The organism is Allosphingosinicella vermicomposti (assembly GCF_003012815.1).
GTDB lineage: Bacteria > Pseudomonadota > Alphaproteobacteria > Sphingomonadales > Sphingomonadaceae > Allosphingosinicella > Allosphingosinicella vermicomposti.
In genome coordinates, this window is record NZ_PXYJ01000001.1 from 964,210 (window position 1) to 980,220 (window position 16,011).

Here is a 16,011-nt window from a genome sequence, read left to right on the forward strand (position 1 = left end):
TTATGTTCCCTATTTGTTCTTGCTGTCAACCCTTGATTTGTGCAGGAAACGCGTCTAAGCGCGCTCCCATTCCACATGCGGGACCATCATACCGGTGGCTGGAAACAGTCTCTCGGCCCCGCAGAGGTATAACCGGAAGGAGAAAATATCATGGCGTCGACCGACGTTTCCATGCAAGACCTGCTTGAGGCCGGAGCGCATTTCGGCCACCAGACCCACCGTTGGAACCCCAAGATGAAGCCGTACATCTTCGGCGAGCGCAACGGGGTCCACATCATCGATCTTTCGCAGACCGTTCCGCTCTTCGCCCGCGCGCTCGATTTCGTGCGCCAGACGGCGGCGTCCGGCGGTAAGGTTCTGTTCGTCGGCACCAAGCGTCAGGCGCAGGATCCGATCGCGGAAGCGGCCCGCCGTTCGGGCCAGCATTTCGTCAACCACCGCTGGCTGGGCGGCATGCTCACCAACTGGAAGACGATTTCGAACTCGATCAAGCGCTACAAGAGCCTTGAAGAGCAGCTTTCAGGCGACACGCACGGCCTCACCAAGAAGGAAGTGCTGCAGCTTACCCGTGAGCGCGACAAGCTCGAACTGAGCCTCGGCGGCATCAAGGACATGGGCGGCATTCCGGACGTGATGTTCGTCATCGACGCCAATAAGGAAGAGCTGGCGATCAAGGAAGCCAATACGCTCGGCATCCCCGTCGTCGCGATCCTCGATTCGAACGTCAGCCCGCAGGGCATCGCTTTCCCGGTTCCCGCGAACGACGATGCGAGCCGCGCGATCCGCCTTTATTGCGACGCGATCGCCAATGCGGCGATGGCCGGCAAGCAGGGCGGTCAGGCCAAGCGCGGTGTCGACCTCGGCGCGATGGACGAGCCGCCGGCCGAAGCCGCGCTCGCCGACGCGTAATAGAAAAGTCTCCGAGTGGGCGCATGTGTGCGCCCACTCTCACCGTTCGGGCTGAGCCTGTCGAGGCCCTGTCTTTCTTTTGAAGAAGGGCAAGGCAGGCCTTCGACAGGCTCAGGCCGAACGTCTGTGTATTTCAAGGAAGGACAGAATCATGGCATTCACCGCCTCCGACGTGAAGGAACTGCGCGAGCGCACCGGCGCCGGCATGATGGACTGCAAGAAGGCGCTCATCGAAGTGGACGGCGACATGGAAGCCGCTATCGATTGGCTCCGCACCAAGGGGCTCGCCGCCGCCGCCAAGAAGGCCGGCCGCACCGCCGCTGAAGGCCTGGTCGGCGTGTCTGTTCAGGGCACGAAGGGCGCCGCCGTCGAAGTGAATTCGGAAACCGATTTCGTTGCGAAGAACGAGCAGTTCCAGGAATTCGTCCGTGAAGCCGCGAAGATCGTCCTTTCGACCGGCAACGACATCGACGCGCTCGCCAGTGCTGCTTGGCCGTCGGGCGGCACCGTCCAGGAAAAGCTGACCTCCAACATCGCGACGATCGGCGAAAACCAGTCGCTCCGCCGCGCAGCCGTGCTCGAAGTGACCGACGGCGTCGTCGTTCCCTACGTTCACAATGCGGTGACGCCCGGCCTCGGCAAGATCGGCGTGCTCGTCGCGCTCGAATCGACCGGCGACAAGGCGAAGCTCGAGGCGCTCGGCAAGCAGCTTGCCATGCACATCGCGGCTGCCAACCCGCTGGCGCTCAACGGTGGCGATCTCGACGTCGACATGGTCGAGCGCGAGCGCGCGATCGCCGCTGAAAAGGCGTCCGAATCCGGCAAGCCCGCCGATATCGTCGCCAAGATGGTCGACGGCGCCATCGCCAAGTTCCGCAAGGAAAACGCGCTGATGAGCCAGATCTTCGTCATGGATAACAAGACGAAGATCGAAGACGTGGTTGCCGCCGAAGGCAAGGCGCTTGGCGCCGCGATCACGCTCAAGAACTATGTTCGCTTCCAGCTCGGTGAAGGCATCGAGAAGAAGGAAACGGACTTCGCAGCCGAAGTCGCTGCTGCCGCAGGTCAGGGCTAAGCACGATTGTACCCCGGCGAAAGCCGGGGCCCAATCGCTCATACTGCGCCGTTGGGCTCCGGCATCCGTCGGAGCACAAGCAACTTGGCAGGGTGGCGTCACCTCTCTAAGGTCGCGCCACCTTGTCCCACAAATAGCGAACGGATCACCACGCCCCATGACGCGCCCGCGCTTCAACCGCATTCTCCTGAAACTTTCCGGCGAGGCGTTGATGGGCGAGGGGGCATTCGGGATCGATCCCGCCACCACCGCGCGTCTCGCGGGCGAGATCAAGGCCGCGCGGGAAGCTGGCCATGAAATCTGCATCGTTGTTGGCGGCGGCAATATCTTCCGGGGCCTCGCCGCAGCGGCCAAGGGATTCGACCGCACCAGCGCCGATTATATGGGCATGCTTGCTACGGTCATGAACGCGCTCGCTATGCAGAACGCGCTCGAGGATATCGACGTCGACACCCGCGTTCTGTCCGCTATCCCCATGGCGACCATTTCCGAACCTTATATCCGCCGCCGCGCCGTGCGGCACATGGAGAAGGGCCGCGTGGTGATCTTCGCCGCAGGCACCGGCAACCCCTATTTCACCACCGATACCGCCGCCGCCCTCCGCGCCGCCGAAATGGGCTGCAACGCGCTCTTCAAGGGCACGAGCGTCGATGGTATCTATGATGCGGACCCGAAGAAGGTGGCGGGCGCCACGCGCTACGACAGCGTCAGCTTCCAGCAGGTGCTGTCTGATGACCTGAAGGTCATGGACGCCAGCGCCGTGGCGCTTTGCCGTGACAACAATATACCGATCGTCGTGTTCAACATCCGCGAGCAGGGCAATCTTGCCAGCGTGCTTGATGGACATGGCACCGCAACGATCGTCCAGAACTAAGGAGTGAGCGATGCCAGCCTATAACAAATCGGACATTCAGCGCCGCATGACGGGCGCCGTCGAGGCGCTGAAGCATGATCTGGGCGGTCTCCGCACCGGCCGCGCGTCCACCACATTGCTCGATCCGGTGACGGTCGAGGTTTACGGCTCCCATATGCCGATCAGCCAGGTCGCGACGGTCTCCGCGCCGGAGCCGCGCCTCCTTTCGGTTCAGGTCTGGGACCGCTCGAACGTGGGTTCGGTCGAAAAGGCGATCCGCTCGGCGGGCCTCGGCCTCAATCCGATGACCGATGGCCAGAATATCCGTCTGCCGATCCCGGACCTGACCGAGGAACGCCGCAAGGAACTTGCCAAGCTCGCCGGCCAATATGCGGAAAAGGCGAAGATCGCCGCCCGCAACGTGCGCCGTGACGGCATGGACAGTCTCAAGACCGACGAGAAGAAGGGCGAGATCAGCGAAGACGAGCGCAAGCGCCTTGAAACTGAAGTCCAGAAGATGACCGACGACACGATCAAGGACATTGACGCCGCCGCTGCCGCTAAGGAAAAGGAAATCCTCAGCCAGTGACCGCCACGGCGAGCGCGCCGCAGCCGGAGGGTGGCGGCGCCGATCCTTCCGTTCCGCGCCACGTCGCCATCATCATGGACGGCAACGGCCGCTGGGCGAAGAAGCGCGGCTTGCCGCGCGCCGCCGGGCACAAAGCGGGCGCGGAATCCGTCCGCAAGGTGCTGAAGGCGGCGGGGGAGTCGGGCGTTCAATGCCTTACCCTCTACGCTTTCTCTTCGGAAAACTGGCGCCGCCCGGAAACCGAGATCAACGACCTGATGGGCCTGCTCCGCTTTTATCTGAAGGCGGAGTTGAGCGCGCTGCACAAGCAGGGTGTGCGGATCAAGATTATCGGTGATTACAAAGTCTTCCCAGCTGATATTGTGAAGATGCTCGAAGAGGCGATGGCGCTGACGGCCGCCAATAGCCGCCTCACTTTGGCGGTCGCACTGAACTACGGATCGCGCGCCGAAATGACCCGCGTGGTGCGTACCCTTGCGGACCGCATCGCGAAGGGCGAGGTTGCCGCCGACGCCGTGGATGAAGCCGCGATCGACCGTGAACTCTACACTGCGGATCTGCCGCCGCTTGATCTTCTCATCCGCACCTCAGGCGAATGCCGCCTGTCCAACTTCCTGCTCTGGCAGGCGGCCTATGCCGAGATGCTGTTCGTCGACACGCTCTGGCCCGATTTCGACGGCGATGCTTTCCGCGCCGCCATTAGCGATTTCGCCCGCCGCGAGCGCCGCTACGGTGGTTTGTGACGGATAAGGCCGCGAAGCCCGCATCCGACCTTCCGGTCCGCGCCGCGGCGGGGATCGTCATGATCGCGGTCGCGGTCGCCGCCGTCTATTTCGGCGGCTGGCCCTTCCGCATCCTGGTCGCGCTCGCCGCTGCAGTGATGATCGCGGAATGGAGCGAGATGCACCGCATCGCGCGCCATTGGTCCCGTGCGGCCTCGCTCGGGGTGGGGGCCTTCCTGCTCGTCGCACCCGCTTTCGTTCTTCTCGACGATGGCCTGTCGCCGCTGATCGAGTGGGTGCCGATCCTCCTGCTGGGGTTGGCAATTACCCTCGGCGCCGCAAGTCGGCGCGTCACCCTGGCGGGCGGTATCCTCTATGTCGGCATTCCGTCCTTCGCTCTTTTGCTCCTCAATTGGCTGTCCTGGCAGGCGGTGTTCTGGGCGCTGGTCGTCACCTGGGCGACCGACATCTTCGCATATTTTGCGGGCCGCTCCATCGGCGGTCCCAAGCTCGCCCCGCGCGTCAGCCCGAACAAGACTTGGGCGGGGCTGATTGGCGGCATGTTGGGGGCAGGGGTGTGCGGCGCTCTGGTCGCGATCCTGTTCAAGCTTCCCCTCATATTCCTCTACGCAGGTGCCCTGATGGGCCTCATCGCCCAGCTTGGCGATCTTTATGAAAGCTGGCTGAAGCGCAGGGCAGGGGTGAAGGATAGCGGCTCGCTCCTTCCCGGCCATGGCGGCGTGCTGGACCGCCTCGACGGTCTTCTCCCCGTTGCCGTCGCCACGCTCGCTTTGGCTGCGTTTAAATTTTGATGCCGCGCACCGTCACCATCCTCGGCGCGACGGGATCGGTGGGCACATCGACCCTCGATCTCATCGAACGCAATCGCGACGCCTATGATGTGCTCGCGCTCACCGCCAACACCGACGCCGATGGCCTCGCTCAGGCTGCCAAGCGCGTTGGTGCCAAACGCGCCGTCGTCGCCGACGAGAGGCAGCTCGAAACCCTGAAGGCCAATCTCGTAGGAACGGGCATCGAAGCCGCTGCGGGTGAGGATGAAGTCGTCGAGGCCGCGCGCATGGGCGCCGACTGGACCATGGCCGCCATCGTCGGCTGTGCGGGCCTTCGCCCCGTGATGGCCGCGCTCCAGGGCGGAAAAACTGTGGCGCTCGCCAATAAGGAGTCGCTCGTCTCGGCGGGCACGATCATGACGCAGGCGGCGCGCGCGAGCGGCGCGACACTGCTTCCGGTTGATTCCGAACATAATGCCATCTTCCAGTGCTTCGACCCGGCGCAGGCTGACAGGGTCGGCCGCATCATCCTGACCGCAAGCGGCGGGCCGTTCCGGACCTGGGGCCGCGAGCAAATGGCGTCCGTCACGCCCGAACAGGCGGTCGCGCATCCCAATTGGTCGATGGGCGCCAAAATCTCCGTCGATTCCGCCACCCTGATGAACAAGGGGTTGGAGCTGATCGAGGCCTTCCATCTCTTCCCGTTGGAGGCAGAGGCATTCGACGTCGTCGTCCATCCGCAATCGGTCATCCATTCGCTGGTGGAATATGTCGACGGCTCGGTCCTCGCCCAGCTCGGCTCCCCGGACATGCGCATCCCGATCGCTTATGCGCTCGGTTGGCCGGAGCGGATCGAAACGCCCTGCCAGCGCCTCAACCTCGTCGAAATCGCCAATTTGAGCTTCGAAGCGCCGGACACGGATCGCTTCCCGGCCTTGGCCCTGGCACGCGAAGCCCTGATAGCGGGAGGCGCCAAGCCCGCCATTCTCAACGCGGCCAATGAAATCGCCGTCGCGGCTTTTCTCGACAATCGCATCGCGTTCCTCGATATTGCCACAATCGTCCGTGAGACAATGGACGCCCTCGATCCCGCGCCACCCAGCGATCTGGACGGTGTGTTCGAGGTGGATAAAGCCGCAAGAGGGGAAGCGGCGCGCATCGCGAGAGAGTATAGTCGTTGACGCCAACCTATCCCGGCCTTCCGCTCACGATACTGAGCTTCATTCTCGTCATCGGCCCGCTCGTTTTCGTCCATGAAATGGGCCATTATCTCCTCGGCCGCTGGTTCGGCGTAAAGGCCGAAACCTTCTCCATCGGCTTCGGCCGCGAAATCCTCGGATGGACGGACAAGAAGGGCACGCGCTGGAAAATCGGTTGGCTCCCGCTCGGAGGCTATGTCCGCTTCAAGGGCGAAATGACGGTGAGCGCCGTGTCCGCGCAATTGACGTCCGGCGAAGACCGGTCGGACAGTTTTGAGACCAAGCCCCCCTGGCAGCGCTTTCTGATCGTCGCGGCGGGCCCGATCACCAACTTGGCCCTCGCCATCATCATCTTCATCGGTGCCTTCTCGATCACGGGTCTGCCGACAACGCCGCCGATCATCGCGGGCGTCGTCAAAAACAGCGTGGCAGACGAGGCCGGGCTTTTGCCCCATGATCACATCACCGCGATTGACGACCGCGCGATCGAAACCTTCGCCGAATTGCGAGCGATCGTCAGTCTGCGCCCGGATCAGCCGGTCGCGCTGACGGTGGACCGCGGCGGCCGGACGCTGAACATAGACGTAACGCCGGAACGCCGCAGCGAATATGGCCAGTCGATCGGATCGATCGGCATCATATCGGGCCCTTATGTGCTTGAAAAGGCGGGGACGGCACAGGTCATGACGGCCGCCTTCGTGCAGACCGGCGACGTCATCTCTTCGATGATTGTCTATCTGAAGCAGATCGTTAGCGGCGCTCGTTCGGCAAGCGAAATGGGCGGCCCGCTCAAGATCGCGCAAATTTCTGGCGAGCAGGTGACGGCCGGGTGGCTCAACTTCCTCCTCTTCGCCGCGCTCATCTCGATTAATCTGGGATTCATCAACCTGTTGCCAGTGCCGATGCTGGATGGCGGCTATCTCGTCCTTTACGCTGTGGAGGCCGTGCGGCGCCGTCCGGTATCGGAACGTGTCCAGGAATATGCCCTTCGCGTGGGGCTGGCGATGATGGTGACGCTGATGTTGTTCGTGACCGCGAACGATCTGGCCTCTTTTGGGCTGTGGTCGAAGCTTCGCGGGTTGATCGGGTGACGATGTTGAGGCAGGGCGTGACAATACAGGGAATCTCGCGCCGGATGACGGCGCATTGCATGAAGGGCGGGGACGCGTGACAGCGATCAAGACCATTTCTCATCGTCGGCAAATGTGCACGATGTTTCTGCTTGGAACGGCGTTAGGCGGCCTCACCGCACCCGCGCTCGCCCAAAATGCGTCCGCGCCTGCGCAGCAGGCTCCGGTCGTCGTGCCGACGCCCGCGCCGGTGGAAACCATCCGCTCGATCACGGTCACGGGAAATCAGCGCCTCGAGGCTGAAACGGTGATCTCCTACATGCCGCTCCGCGTGGGCGAGCCTTATTCCGCCGCACGTGGCGACGAAGCCCTTCGCGCCCTTTACGCGACCGAGCTTTTTGCCGACGCCCAGATCCGCAACAACAATGGCGCAATCACCATCGAAGTGCGCGAAAATCCGGTGATCAACCGTATCATCCTGGAAGGCAACAAGCGCCTGAAGGATGACAAGATCAACCCGGAAATCCGCCTGTCGCCGCGGCAAATCTTTACGCGGACCAAGGCGCGCGCCGACGTTGCCCGCATCGTCGAACTCTATCGCCGCCAGGGCCGCTTCGGCGCGACCGTCGAACCGAAGATCGTCCAACTCGATCAAAATCGCGTCGATGTCGTGTTCGAAATCAATGAAGGGCCGCGCTCGAAGATTCGCCAGATCAATATTCTGGGGAATGACAAGTTCACGGACGGCGAATTGCGCTCCGAAATGGTGACGAAGCAGTCGCGCTTCTTCCGTTTCTTCAGTTCCAGCGATGTCTACGATCCCGATCGTCTCGCGTTCGATCAGCAGAAGCTGCGTCAATTCTATCTGACCGAAGGCTATGCCGATTTCCGCGTTGTGTCCGCCGTCGCCGAACTCACCGCCGACAAGCGCGACTTCATCATCACCTATGTGGTGGAAGAGGGCGAGCGCTACAAATTCGGTGACGTCGCCGTCGAAAGCGAAATCCGCGATTTCTCGGGCGAGGCGCTTCAGCGCACTTTGCCGATGAAAAGCGGCGACTGGTATAATGCCAAGCAGGTCGAGGACGCTGTCACCAGCCTCAACGAAACGGCCGGCCTCTTCGGCTACGCTTTCGCTGACGTACAGCCCAACATCAAACGCAATGCCGAAGACAGGACGATGGCGATCACCTTCCAGGTGGCTCAGGCGCCGCGCGTCTATGTCGAGCGTATCGACATTAACGGCAACACCATCACGCGCGACAAGGTGATCCGCCGCGAATTCCGTCTCGCGGAAGGCGATCCGTTCAATTCGATCCGCGTCAAGCGTTCGCGCGACCGCATTCAATCGCTCGGCTATTTCCAGGAAAATCTGGAGATCGAACAGCAGCCGGGCTCGTCGCCCGACCGCGTCGTGCTCGTCACCAATGTCGAGGAAAAGCCCACGGGCGAACTCAACGTCTCGGCCGGCTTCTCCAGCCTTGAGCGTTTTCTCGTCAACCTGTCGATCACACAGCGCAATTTCATGGGCAAGGGCCAGTTGCTCCGCGCCGCCGTCAATTATTCGAGCTATTCGAAGTCGGCGGAACTGAGCTTCACCGAACCCTATCTGTTCGATCGCAACATTGCGGTTGGCGGCGACATCTTCCGCCGCGACTATCGCAACTTCAATTTCGTCAACAATAATCGCAACACGACCTACGAAAATATCACGACGGGCGGGCAGCTGCGTCTGGGCTTTCCGATCACCGAATATCTTCAGGGCGCGATCCGCTATGGCCTGAGCTATGACGAGGTGAGCCTTGCCGACAGCTTCTATTCCGATCTCGATGGCGACGGCGACCGTGAGTGTGATCCCTTGCAGGCCGGCCGTTATCTCTGCGACGTGATCGGCGACCGCCTGACCTCGTCTATCGGCTATACCCTTGCTTATAGCACGCTCAACAACAGCATCCGTCCGACGCGCGGCGAGCGGATCAGCCTCAGCCAGGATTTTGCCGGCCTTGGCGGCGACACGCACTATCTGCGTACGCGCCTCAACAGCGCTAAATATTGGGGCATCGGCAGCGGCTTCATCCTCTCGGCCAGCCTTGAGGGCGGCTATATTCGCAGCTTCGAAAAGCCGGACGAGCCGGGCGTCGATTCTGTGCGCCTCACCGACCGCTTCTTCCTCGGCGAACCGCAAATTCGCGGCTTCGACATTCGCGGCGTCGGCCCGCGCATCCTGCGTCAGCGCTACAGCGGGGTGGATGATGACGGCAATCCTGTCCTCCTTACGGACCGTGATCAGACCAGCGACGACGCGATTGGCGGCCGCGCTTATTACCTTGGCCGTGTCGAGCTCGAAATTCCGCTCGGTTCAGGGGCGCGCGAAATGGGCCTTCGCCCGTCGGCCTTCATCGATATCGGCTCGGTCTTCGGCGTCGAAGATCCGGTTGTGAACGATTACCGGCCGGGCGATCCGCGCCTGGATCGGAATATCCTCAATTCCGAAGGCCTGCGTCAGTGCGTGCCGACCGGCGGCGGCACGCCGACGTCGATCCCGAACGATGCCAGCGGGTGCCCCGCGGGAACATCGCTTCTGGCCTTGCCGTCGGTCAGCCCGTTCAAGGAAACCTTCCTTGGAGATACGTGGAAACCGCGCATCTCGATCGGTTTCGGCGTCAATTGGAACTCCCCGTTCGGTCCGTTCAGGATCGATATCGCTAAAGCCCTTGTAAAGTATAAGGGCGATGACACTAAACTCTTCGCATTCAACGTAGGGACTGCATTCTGATGAAAAAGCTTCTTCTCGGCGCGGCCGCTCTGGCCGCCATCGTTCCCGCCGCCGCTCCGGCGCAGCGCCTCAGTCCGGCGGTTGTCGCCGTGGTCGACACACAGCGCATCTTTGCCGAATGCACCGCATGCCGCGCGGCGCAGACGCAGCTGCAGACGCAGCTCGACACGCTCCGCACCCGCGCCCAGACGCTCGGCCAGCCGCTTCAGACCGAAGCGCAGTCGATCCAGCAGGCCGTTGCCGCCCTTAACGGCAAGCAGCCGGACGCCGCTCTTCAGCAGCGCGCGCAGTCGCTCCAGACCCGCCAGACCCAGGCGAACCAGGAAATCCAGCAGGGTGAACAGAATATCCGTTCGACCCAGGCTCACGTCGCGCAGCAGATCACGCAGCGCCTTAACCCGATCATCAACACCGTGATGCAGAGCCGCAACGCGACCGTCGTGCTCGACAAGGGTAACACCTTGGCCGCCTCGGCCTCGATCGACGTCACCAACGACGTTCTCGCGCAGCTCAACCAGCAGCTGCCGTCGGTCAGCGTGACCCCGCTGCCGCAGCAGCAGCCGGCACAAGCCCAGCCCACCGGCCGGTGAGCACCGAAGGAGAGGCACGCGCAGCCGTCGGCCCGCTGGATATCCGGCGGGTGATGGCGGCGTTGCCGCATCGTTATCCAATGCTTTTGGTCGACCGTGTCGAGGAGATTATCCCCGACCGGTCGATCCGGGCCTTGAAGGCGGTGACGATCAACGAAGATTTCTTCAACGGCCATTTTCCGGGCCGCCCGATCATGCCGGGCGTGCTGATCGTCGAGGCGCTGGCGCAGGCCGCAGGCGTGCTCGCCGTTGAATCGCTCGACCTCGCGGGCTCTGGCAAGCTCGTCTATTTCATGGCGATCGAAGGCGCGAAGTTCCGCAATCCGGTCGAGCCGGGCTGCCTTTTGAACCTCGAAGTCGAATTCGTACAGAAGCGCAGCAGCGTCTGCAAATTCGCGGGTAAGGCGCTCGTCGACGGCAAAGTCGTCGCCGAAGCCAATTTCACCGCCATGATCGCTGATCCGCCCGCCGCCTAAGCGGAAGGTAGGAGTTAGCAAACCAAACATCACCGCTAGTCCTGAGCCTGTCAAAGGACGGTCCGGTTTGAACCGGGCTTCGACAAGCTCAGCCCTAGCGGTAATGATATTTGAGATTCCAGCCTAAGCTTCCCTCCATCCACCACCCGACTGGCGAACCCCGAAAACCTCGGGAATGTGCGGACTGCTCAAAACCTCGTTAGGCACACCGTCCGCGACCACCCTGCCTCTCTCCATCACGACCAGCCGGTCGGCATAAGCCGCAGCCATGTCGAAATCGTGCACCGCGATCAGCACCGCGCGCCCGGCCTCATGCGCTTCGTCCCGTAGCCGCTCCATCATCCGGATCTTCCACAGCGGATCGAGGTTCGCCGTCGGCTCGTCGAGCAGCAGCACCTTAGGCTCGGCAATCAGCGCCCGCGCCAGCAGTACACGCGCCCGCTCGCCGGTGGACAGCCTATCCATCCGGCGCTCCGCCAATTCGGTGAGGCCAAGCGAGGCAAGCAAAGCATTCAGTCCGTCTCCGACAGCACCGGCGGCCCCCAGCGCCACGACGTCCCGCGCGCATAGCGGCCAGGCGATATCGCGCGATGCCGGCAAATAGGCGAGCGTCCGCGCCCGCTGCTCAGGCGCCAACCGGTCGACATCGCGGCCCTCCACCTCCACGGCACCAGCAGGCTTTCCGATCCGCGCAAGCGCGTGGAGAAGGCTCGTCTTGCCGCTGCCATTGGGCCCAATCAGGCACGTCACCTTGCCCGCCCCCAGCTGGAAATCAGCCGGTTCCAACCGGCCCGGCAGCGCCACGGCGCGTGCGCTCAGCATCATCGTCATCGCGCCAGCCTCCAGCGCATATGAAGGACAAGCGCGAGGAAGAATGGGGCGCCCAGGATCGCTGTGACCACGCCCAAGGGCAAAGTCCGTCCCATCGGCGCCAGCCGCGTGAACAGGTCCGCGCCAAGGAGCAGCGCGCCGCCGATCAGCGCCGAAGGCAGGATCGCCCGCCCCGGATGTCCCGCCACCAGTTTGCGCGCGAAAAATGGTCCGACAAGCCCCACGAAACCCACCGCCCCGCACACCGCCACGCAAGCGCCGACGCCAAGCGCCGCAAGGCTGATCACCGCAACCCGCAGGCGCTGGACGTCATGGCCCAGCGATTGCGCAACCTCTTCACCCACCGCCAGCGCATCGAGCGCCCCGGACAGCCGTGCGAGCAGGGCGATGGTGAGGAGCCCCGGCACCGCCGCGAAGGCCGCCTGCGCAAAGCTCCGGTCGACGATCGATCCCATCAGCCAGTCATAGGCATCGTAAAAAGCGAAGGGGGAGGGGGCGAGCGCCAGCGCGAGGGTCGTCAGCGCCCCGGTCAGCGCGCTGATCGCCAGTCCCGCAAGCAGCACCGTCGCCGTCTCGGCGCGCGGCCCCGCCAACAGAAGCAATGCCCCAAGCGCCGCCAGCGCCCCCGCCACCGCGCCTAAGGAAATGGCAATGGGCGTCGAGAGCCCGATCAGATAGGCGGTAACAACCGCGCCAAATGCCGCACCGCTGCTCGCCCCGGTCAGATCGGGAGAGGCCAGCGGATTGGCGAACAAAGCCTGGATCGCCGCGCCCGAAGCCGCCAGCACCCCGCCGTATACCAAAGCGAGCACCGCGCGCGGCAACCGCAACTCCACGATCAACGCGCCGGCAAGCCCGCGGTCCTCCCCGATCAGGCTCGCCACGATGTCCCAAGGCAAGGCCAAAGACAGCAGGAAGAGGGCGAGGGTCAAAACCCCCAACAGGATCAGCCGCCGCCTCATGCCGCCAACTCCTTGCGAATACGCTCGATTTCCGGGATCAAAGCCGGCCCCATGCATGTCCAGCGCCGCCCGTCCGTCGCCAGCGTCTTCGCCTTGCCCGCGCGCCGGGCGAGGGGGTGGGACAGCCAGCTCTGGTCGCCCGAATATTGCGCACTGCGATAGGCGCTGCGCAGCAGCACGGAGGGCGGCCGAACCAGCAATTGCTCCAGCGTCACCCGATCCCCCTGCAAGGCACGTTGCTTCAAGCCCGCCAGCCGCATCCAGTCCGCGCCAAGACCAACGGCAGGAAGGGACAGCCCCTTACCGCTCAGCCAGATCGCATCCTTCGGCACGCGCGGCGCAGTTCGCTCAAGTCCCTCGATCCGCCGCACGAAAGCCGCCCCTGCGCCCGGACGCTCGAGCGCCCCGGCCACCGCCCCGATCGCCGCCTTCAGATCGTTGAGGCTCATCATATAAGGGACGGTGATGACCCGCGCGCCGATCCGCTTGGCGAGCCTTTCGGTATCGCGCCCGCCGCCGCCCATGGTGAAAACCAGATCGGGCCTGGTGCGGATGGCCGAAAGGAGGCTGCCATCGTTTGATGCATAGCCCCGCGCCTGCCGCCAATAGGGCGTCTCATGGGCGTAATGGGACAGGAATGACACGGACACAATTTGCCGCGGATCCGCCAGCGCCATGACCAGCTCGTCCGTGCAAAGGTTGAGCGAAGCAACCCGCTTCGGCGCGGGCAGGGCGGGGGAGGCCACTCCCATCGCCGCCACAAGAGCCAGTCCGAAACCCGCTTTGACCCGCATCCTCAACGCTTCCTCCAACGACACCGATCTGCCGTCTCGAAGGAACTCCGTTGCGGGAGTGCCGCGCATCCAGGCTGGACCCGGCCCGATGCGGACGACAAGGCGAAGGCAGGTCTCCTGGCTTTGCCGCCTTTTCGCGGCATTCACAGTTGCGGGCACAGCGCCGGATATCCACCGGCTTCCCTTTTCACTCCATGGCGGGGCACCTTCACGGGCGCCGGTGCTATCACGCCGCCGCCGCTTGTCAATTCGCGGGCAAGGCTGTAGAGCGCGCACCACTTCCAACGGGCTGGTCGGAACCAGCCATTCCTAAGGAAAAAGTCATGAAGGCCGATACCCATCCCGACTACCACATGATCAAGGTGCAGATGACCGACGGCACCGTGTTCGAAACCCGCTCCACCTGGGGCAAGGAAGGCGACACGCTGCAGCTCGACATCGACCCGACGGCGCATCCGGCATGGACCGGCGGCACCGGCAAGATGCTGGATTCGGGCGGCCAGGTCGCGCGCTTCAACAAGCGCTTCGGCGGCCTCTCGCTCAGCAAGAAGTAAGAAAAAGGAGGGCGCGTGGTTCCGGTTCTCGAAACCGCGCGCCTCATCCTCAGGGCCAATGCCCCGGGCGATTTGCCGTTCATGGCGGCAATGCTCGCCGATCCCGAATTCGTCCGCTATGTCGGCGGCAAGACCGCGTCGCGCGAAGAAGCGTGGCGCAAACTCCTCGCCAATCTGGGGCTCTGGGATTTCCTCGGGTACGGCTATTGGGCGGTCGAGCTCAAGGCGACCGGCGAAATGATCGGCCAGGTCGGCTTCGCGGACTTCAAACGCGATATGCAGCCCAATATCGAAGGTCTACCCGAAATGGGCTGGGTGTTCGCCTGCCACACTCACGGTCAGGGTTATGCGGCCGAATCCACGGCGGCGGCGGCGGCCTGGGCGGATGAAAATCTGCCCGGTCAGGATATCGTCGCGATCATCGATCCCGCCAACACGCCCTCGATCCGCGTCGCCGAACGCCTCGGCTTCAGCGAACGCTCCGACGCGATGTACCGCGACGATCCGATTTTGCTCTTCCGCCGCCCGGCGCGCGGCTAACCTCACCCGTCATGCTGAACTTGTTTCAGCATCCATCTCATGGCCAGCGAGACTGTCGCAGGCATGGACCCTGAAACAAGTTCAGGGTGACGTTAGTAAGGGTTAGACTAGTCTCCGCCCAACCCCGGGCTTCCCTTGTCGGAAACCTGCCGCTTTCCATCGATCACGATCGGCGAAGCCACACCCGGCACTCCGCCAGCCTCGATCCGCATCCCGCGCGCAATCACCTGCGGATCGGCAAAAACCTCCGCGACATCGTTGATCGGCCCGGCGGGCACCCCGGCACCGGCCAGCGCCGCCAGCAACTCGTCCTTTCGCCGCAGCGCAAGGGCAGGGGAGAGTGCCGCCGCCAATGCCTCGCGATGCCCAACGCGATCGGCATTGCTCGCGAACCGCGCATCCTCAGCCAGCGCCGCAAGCCCCAATATCCCGCACAATTTCGCGAACTGCCCATCATTGCCGACGGCCACGATCACATGCCCGTCCGCCACGGCAAAGGTCTGATAAGGCGCGATATTGGGATGCGCATTGCCCATGCGGTGCGGCACATTCCCCGACACCAGATAATTCATCGCCTGATTGCCCAGCACCGCGACCTGGGTATCAAGCAAAGCCATGTCGATACGACAGCCCATGCCGGTTTTCTCCCGGCCGATCACGGCGGCAAGGATCGCATTGGCGGCATAGACGCCGGTGAAGATGTCCGCGAAGGCAACGCCGATCTTCTGCGGCTCGCCATCCGCTTCGCCGGTCAGGCTCATGATCCCGCCCATGCCCTGGATCATGAAATCATAACCCGCGCGCGCCGCATAAGGACCGTCCTGCCCGAAGCCGGTGATCGAGCAGTAGATGAGGCGCGGATTGACCTTGGCCAGGCTCGCAAAATCAAGGCCGTATTTGGCCAGCCCGCCAACCTTGAAATTCTCGATCAGGATGTCTGCCTCGGCTGCCAGCGCCCTGACCTTGGCCTGGCCATCCTCCGTCTCCAGATCAATCGCGACCGATGTCTTTCCCCGGTTGCATCCGTGGAAATAGGCCGCGCTGCCGTCCGCCGCAAAGGGCGGCCCCCAGCCGCGCGTATCGTCGCCGCTACCGGGCCGCTCGACCTTCACTACCTCGGCGCCGAGATCCGCCAAGAGCTGGCCCGCCCACGGCCCGGCGAGAATGCGGGCGAGTTCTAGGACTTTCAGGCCTTGAAGCGGCTTATCCATTACGCACCTCTCGTCATTGCGAGCGTAGCGAAGCAATCCAGCCACTGGATCGCCGCGTCGCTCCGCTCC

At 63.4% G+C, this 16,011-nt stretch carries 17 protein-coding genes and 1 riboswitch; of the genes, 13 read left to right on the forward strand and 4 right to left on the reverse strand.

Going from position 1 to position 16,011, the window contains the following annotated elements; translation table 11 throughout:
• Positions 1–150: 150 nt before the first annotated feature.
• The 11 genes from rpsB (at position 151) to fabZ (ending at position 11,050) form a co-directional block, all read left to right on the forward strand.
• Positions 151–909: a 30S ribosomal protein S2 gene (gene rpsB, locus C7I56_RS04715; protein ID WP_106639333.1), complete on the forward strand. Its 759-nt coding sequence runs from the start codon at positions 151–153 to the stop codon at positions 907–909.
• A 151-nt stretch (positions 910–1,060) separates the two neighbouring features.
• The gene (tsf, locus tag C7I56_RS04720) at positions 1,061–1,984 is read left to right on the forward strand and encodes a translation elongation factor Ts (RefSeq protein ID WP_425352369.1); all 924 of its coding nucleotides are present in this window, start codon (positions 1,061–1,063) and stop codon (positions 1,982–1,984) included.
• A 157-nt stretch (positions 1,985–2,141) separates the two neighbouring features.
• A complete protein-coding gene (gene pyrH / locus C7I56_RS04725) occupies positions 2,142–2,858 on the forward strand; it encodes a UMP kinase (RefSeq protein WP_106639334.1) in 717 nt (238 codons plus the stop codon).
• Between the two features lie 10 nt (positions 2,859–2,868).
• On the forward strand, positions 2,869–3,426 hold the full coding sequence (frr, locus tag C7I56_RS04730) for a ribosome recycling factor (protein ID WP_106639335.1): 558 nt from the start codon (positions 2,869–2,871) through the stop codon (positions 3,424–3,426).
• Entirely contained in the window at positions 3,423–4,169 is a 747-nt protein-coding gene (locus C7I56_RS04735) for an isoprenyl transferase (RefSeq protein WP_280951944.1), read from the forward strand. Before frr ends, C7I56_RS04735 begins: the two co-directional genes overlap by 4 nt.
• On the forward strand, positions 4,166–4,960 hold the full coding sequence (locus tag C7I56_RS04740; RefSeq protein ID WP_106639336.1) for a phosphatidate cytidylyltransferase: 795 nt from the start codon (positions 4,166–4,168) through the stop codon (positions 4,958–4,960). Before C7I56_RS04735 ends, C7I56_RS04740 begins: the two co-directional genes overlap by 4 nt.
• A complete protein-coding gene (locus C7I56_RS04745) occupies positions 4,960–6,120 on the forward strand; it encodes a 1-deoxy-D-xylulose-5-phosphate reductoisomerase (RefSeq protein ID WP_106639337.1) in 1,161 nt (386 codons plus the stop codon). Before C7I56_RS04740 ends, C7I56_RS04745 begins: the two co-directional genes overlap by 1 nt.
• Complete coding sequence (rseP, locus tag C7I56_RS04750; RefSeq protein WP_106639338.1) at positions 6,117–7,229, forward strand: RIP metalloprotease RseP; 1,113 nt, start codon at positions 6,117–6,119, stop codon at positions 7,227–7,229. The genes C7I56_RS04745 and rseP overlap by 4 nt, the downstream gene beginning before the upstream one ends.
• A 112-nt stretch (positions 7,230–7,341) precedes the next feature.
• The gene (bamA, locus tag C7I56_RS04755) at positions 7,342–9,984 is read left to right on the forward strand and encodes an outer membrane protein assembly factor BamA (RefSeq protein ID WP_106639339.1); all 2,643 of its coding nucleotides are present in this window, start codon (positions 7,342–7,344) and stop codon (positions 9,982–9,984) included.
• Positions 9,984–10,574 carry an OmpH/Skp family outer membrane protein gene (locus C7I56_RS04760; RefSeq protein ID WP_106639340.1) on the forward strand — a complete coding sequence of 197 codons (591 nt, stop codon included), beginning with the start codon at positions 9,984–9,986 and terminating at the stop codon, positions 10,572–10,574. The genes bamA and C7I56_RS04760 overlap by 1 nt, the downstream gene beginning before the upstream one ends.
• On the forward strand, positions 10,571–11,050 hold the full coding sequence (fabZ, locus tag C7I56_RS04765) for a 3-hydroxyacyl-ACP dehydratase FabZ (RefSeq protein WP_280951945.1): 480 nt from the start codon (positions 10,571–10,573) through the stop codon (positions 11,048–11,050). The genes C7I56_RS04760 and fabZ overlap by 4 nt, the downstream gene beginning before the upstream one ends.
• A 123-nt stretch (positions 11,051–11,173) precedes the next feature.
• Here fabZ and C7I56_RS04770 read toward each other — a convergent pair whose 3' ends face one another.
• The 3 genes from C7I56_RS04770 to C7I56_RS04780 are packed head-to-tail and all read right to left on the reverse strand — an operon-like array spanning position 11,174 to position 13,637.
• Entirely contained in the window at positions 11,174–11,881 is a 708-nt protein-coding gene (locus C7I56_RS04770; RefSeq protein ID WP_106639342.1) for an ABC transporter ATP-binding protein, read from the reverse strand.
• Entirely contained in the window at positions 11,878–12,843 is a 966-nt protein-coding gene (locus C7I56_RS04775) for a FecCD family ABC transporter permease (RefSeq protein ID WP_106639343.1), read from the reverse strand. The genes C7I56_RS04770 and C7I56_RS04775 overlap by 4 nt, the downstream gene beginning before the upstream one ends.
• Complete coding sequence (locus C7I56_RS04780; protein WP_106639344.1) at positions 12,840–13,637, reverse strand: ABC transporter substrate-binding protein; 798 nt, start codon at positions 13,635–13,637, stop codon at positions 12,840–12,842. The genes C7I56_RS04775 and C7I56_RS04780 overlap by 4 nt, the downstream gene beginning before the upstream one ends.
• 90 nt (positions 13,638–13,727) lie before the next feature.
• A riboswitch (cobalamin riboswitch) is annotated at positions 13,728–13,862 on the reverse strand.
• A gap of 98 nt (positions 13,863–13,960) precedes the next feature.
• On the opposite strand from C7I56_RS04780, the gene rpmE reads away from it, so the two are divergent.
• On the forward strand, positions 13,961–14,191 hold the full coding sequence (gene rpmE / locus C7I56_RS04785; protein ID WP_106639345.1) for a 50S ribosomal protein L31: 231 nt from the start codon (positions 13,961–13,963) through the stop codon (positions 14,189–14,191).
• Positions 14,192–14,206: 15 nt separating this feature from the next.
• On the forward strand, positions 14,207–14,731 hold the full coding sequence (locus C7I56_RS04790) for a GNAT family N-acetyltransferase (protein ID WP_199792318.1): 525 nt from the start codon (positions 14,207–14,209) through the stop codon (positions 14,729–14,731).
• Between the two features lie 107 nt (positions 14,732–14,838).
• On the opposite strand, the gene C7I56_RS04795 is transcribed toward C7I56_RS04790, so the two are convergent.
• Positions 14,839–15,942, reverse strand: a complete 1,104-nt coding sequence (locus C7I56_RS04795) for a CaiB/BaiF CoA transferase family protein (protein WP_106639346.1) — start codon at positions 15,940–15,942, stop codon at positions 14,839–14,841.
• Between the last annotated feature and the right edge of the window lie 69 nt (positions 15,943–16,011).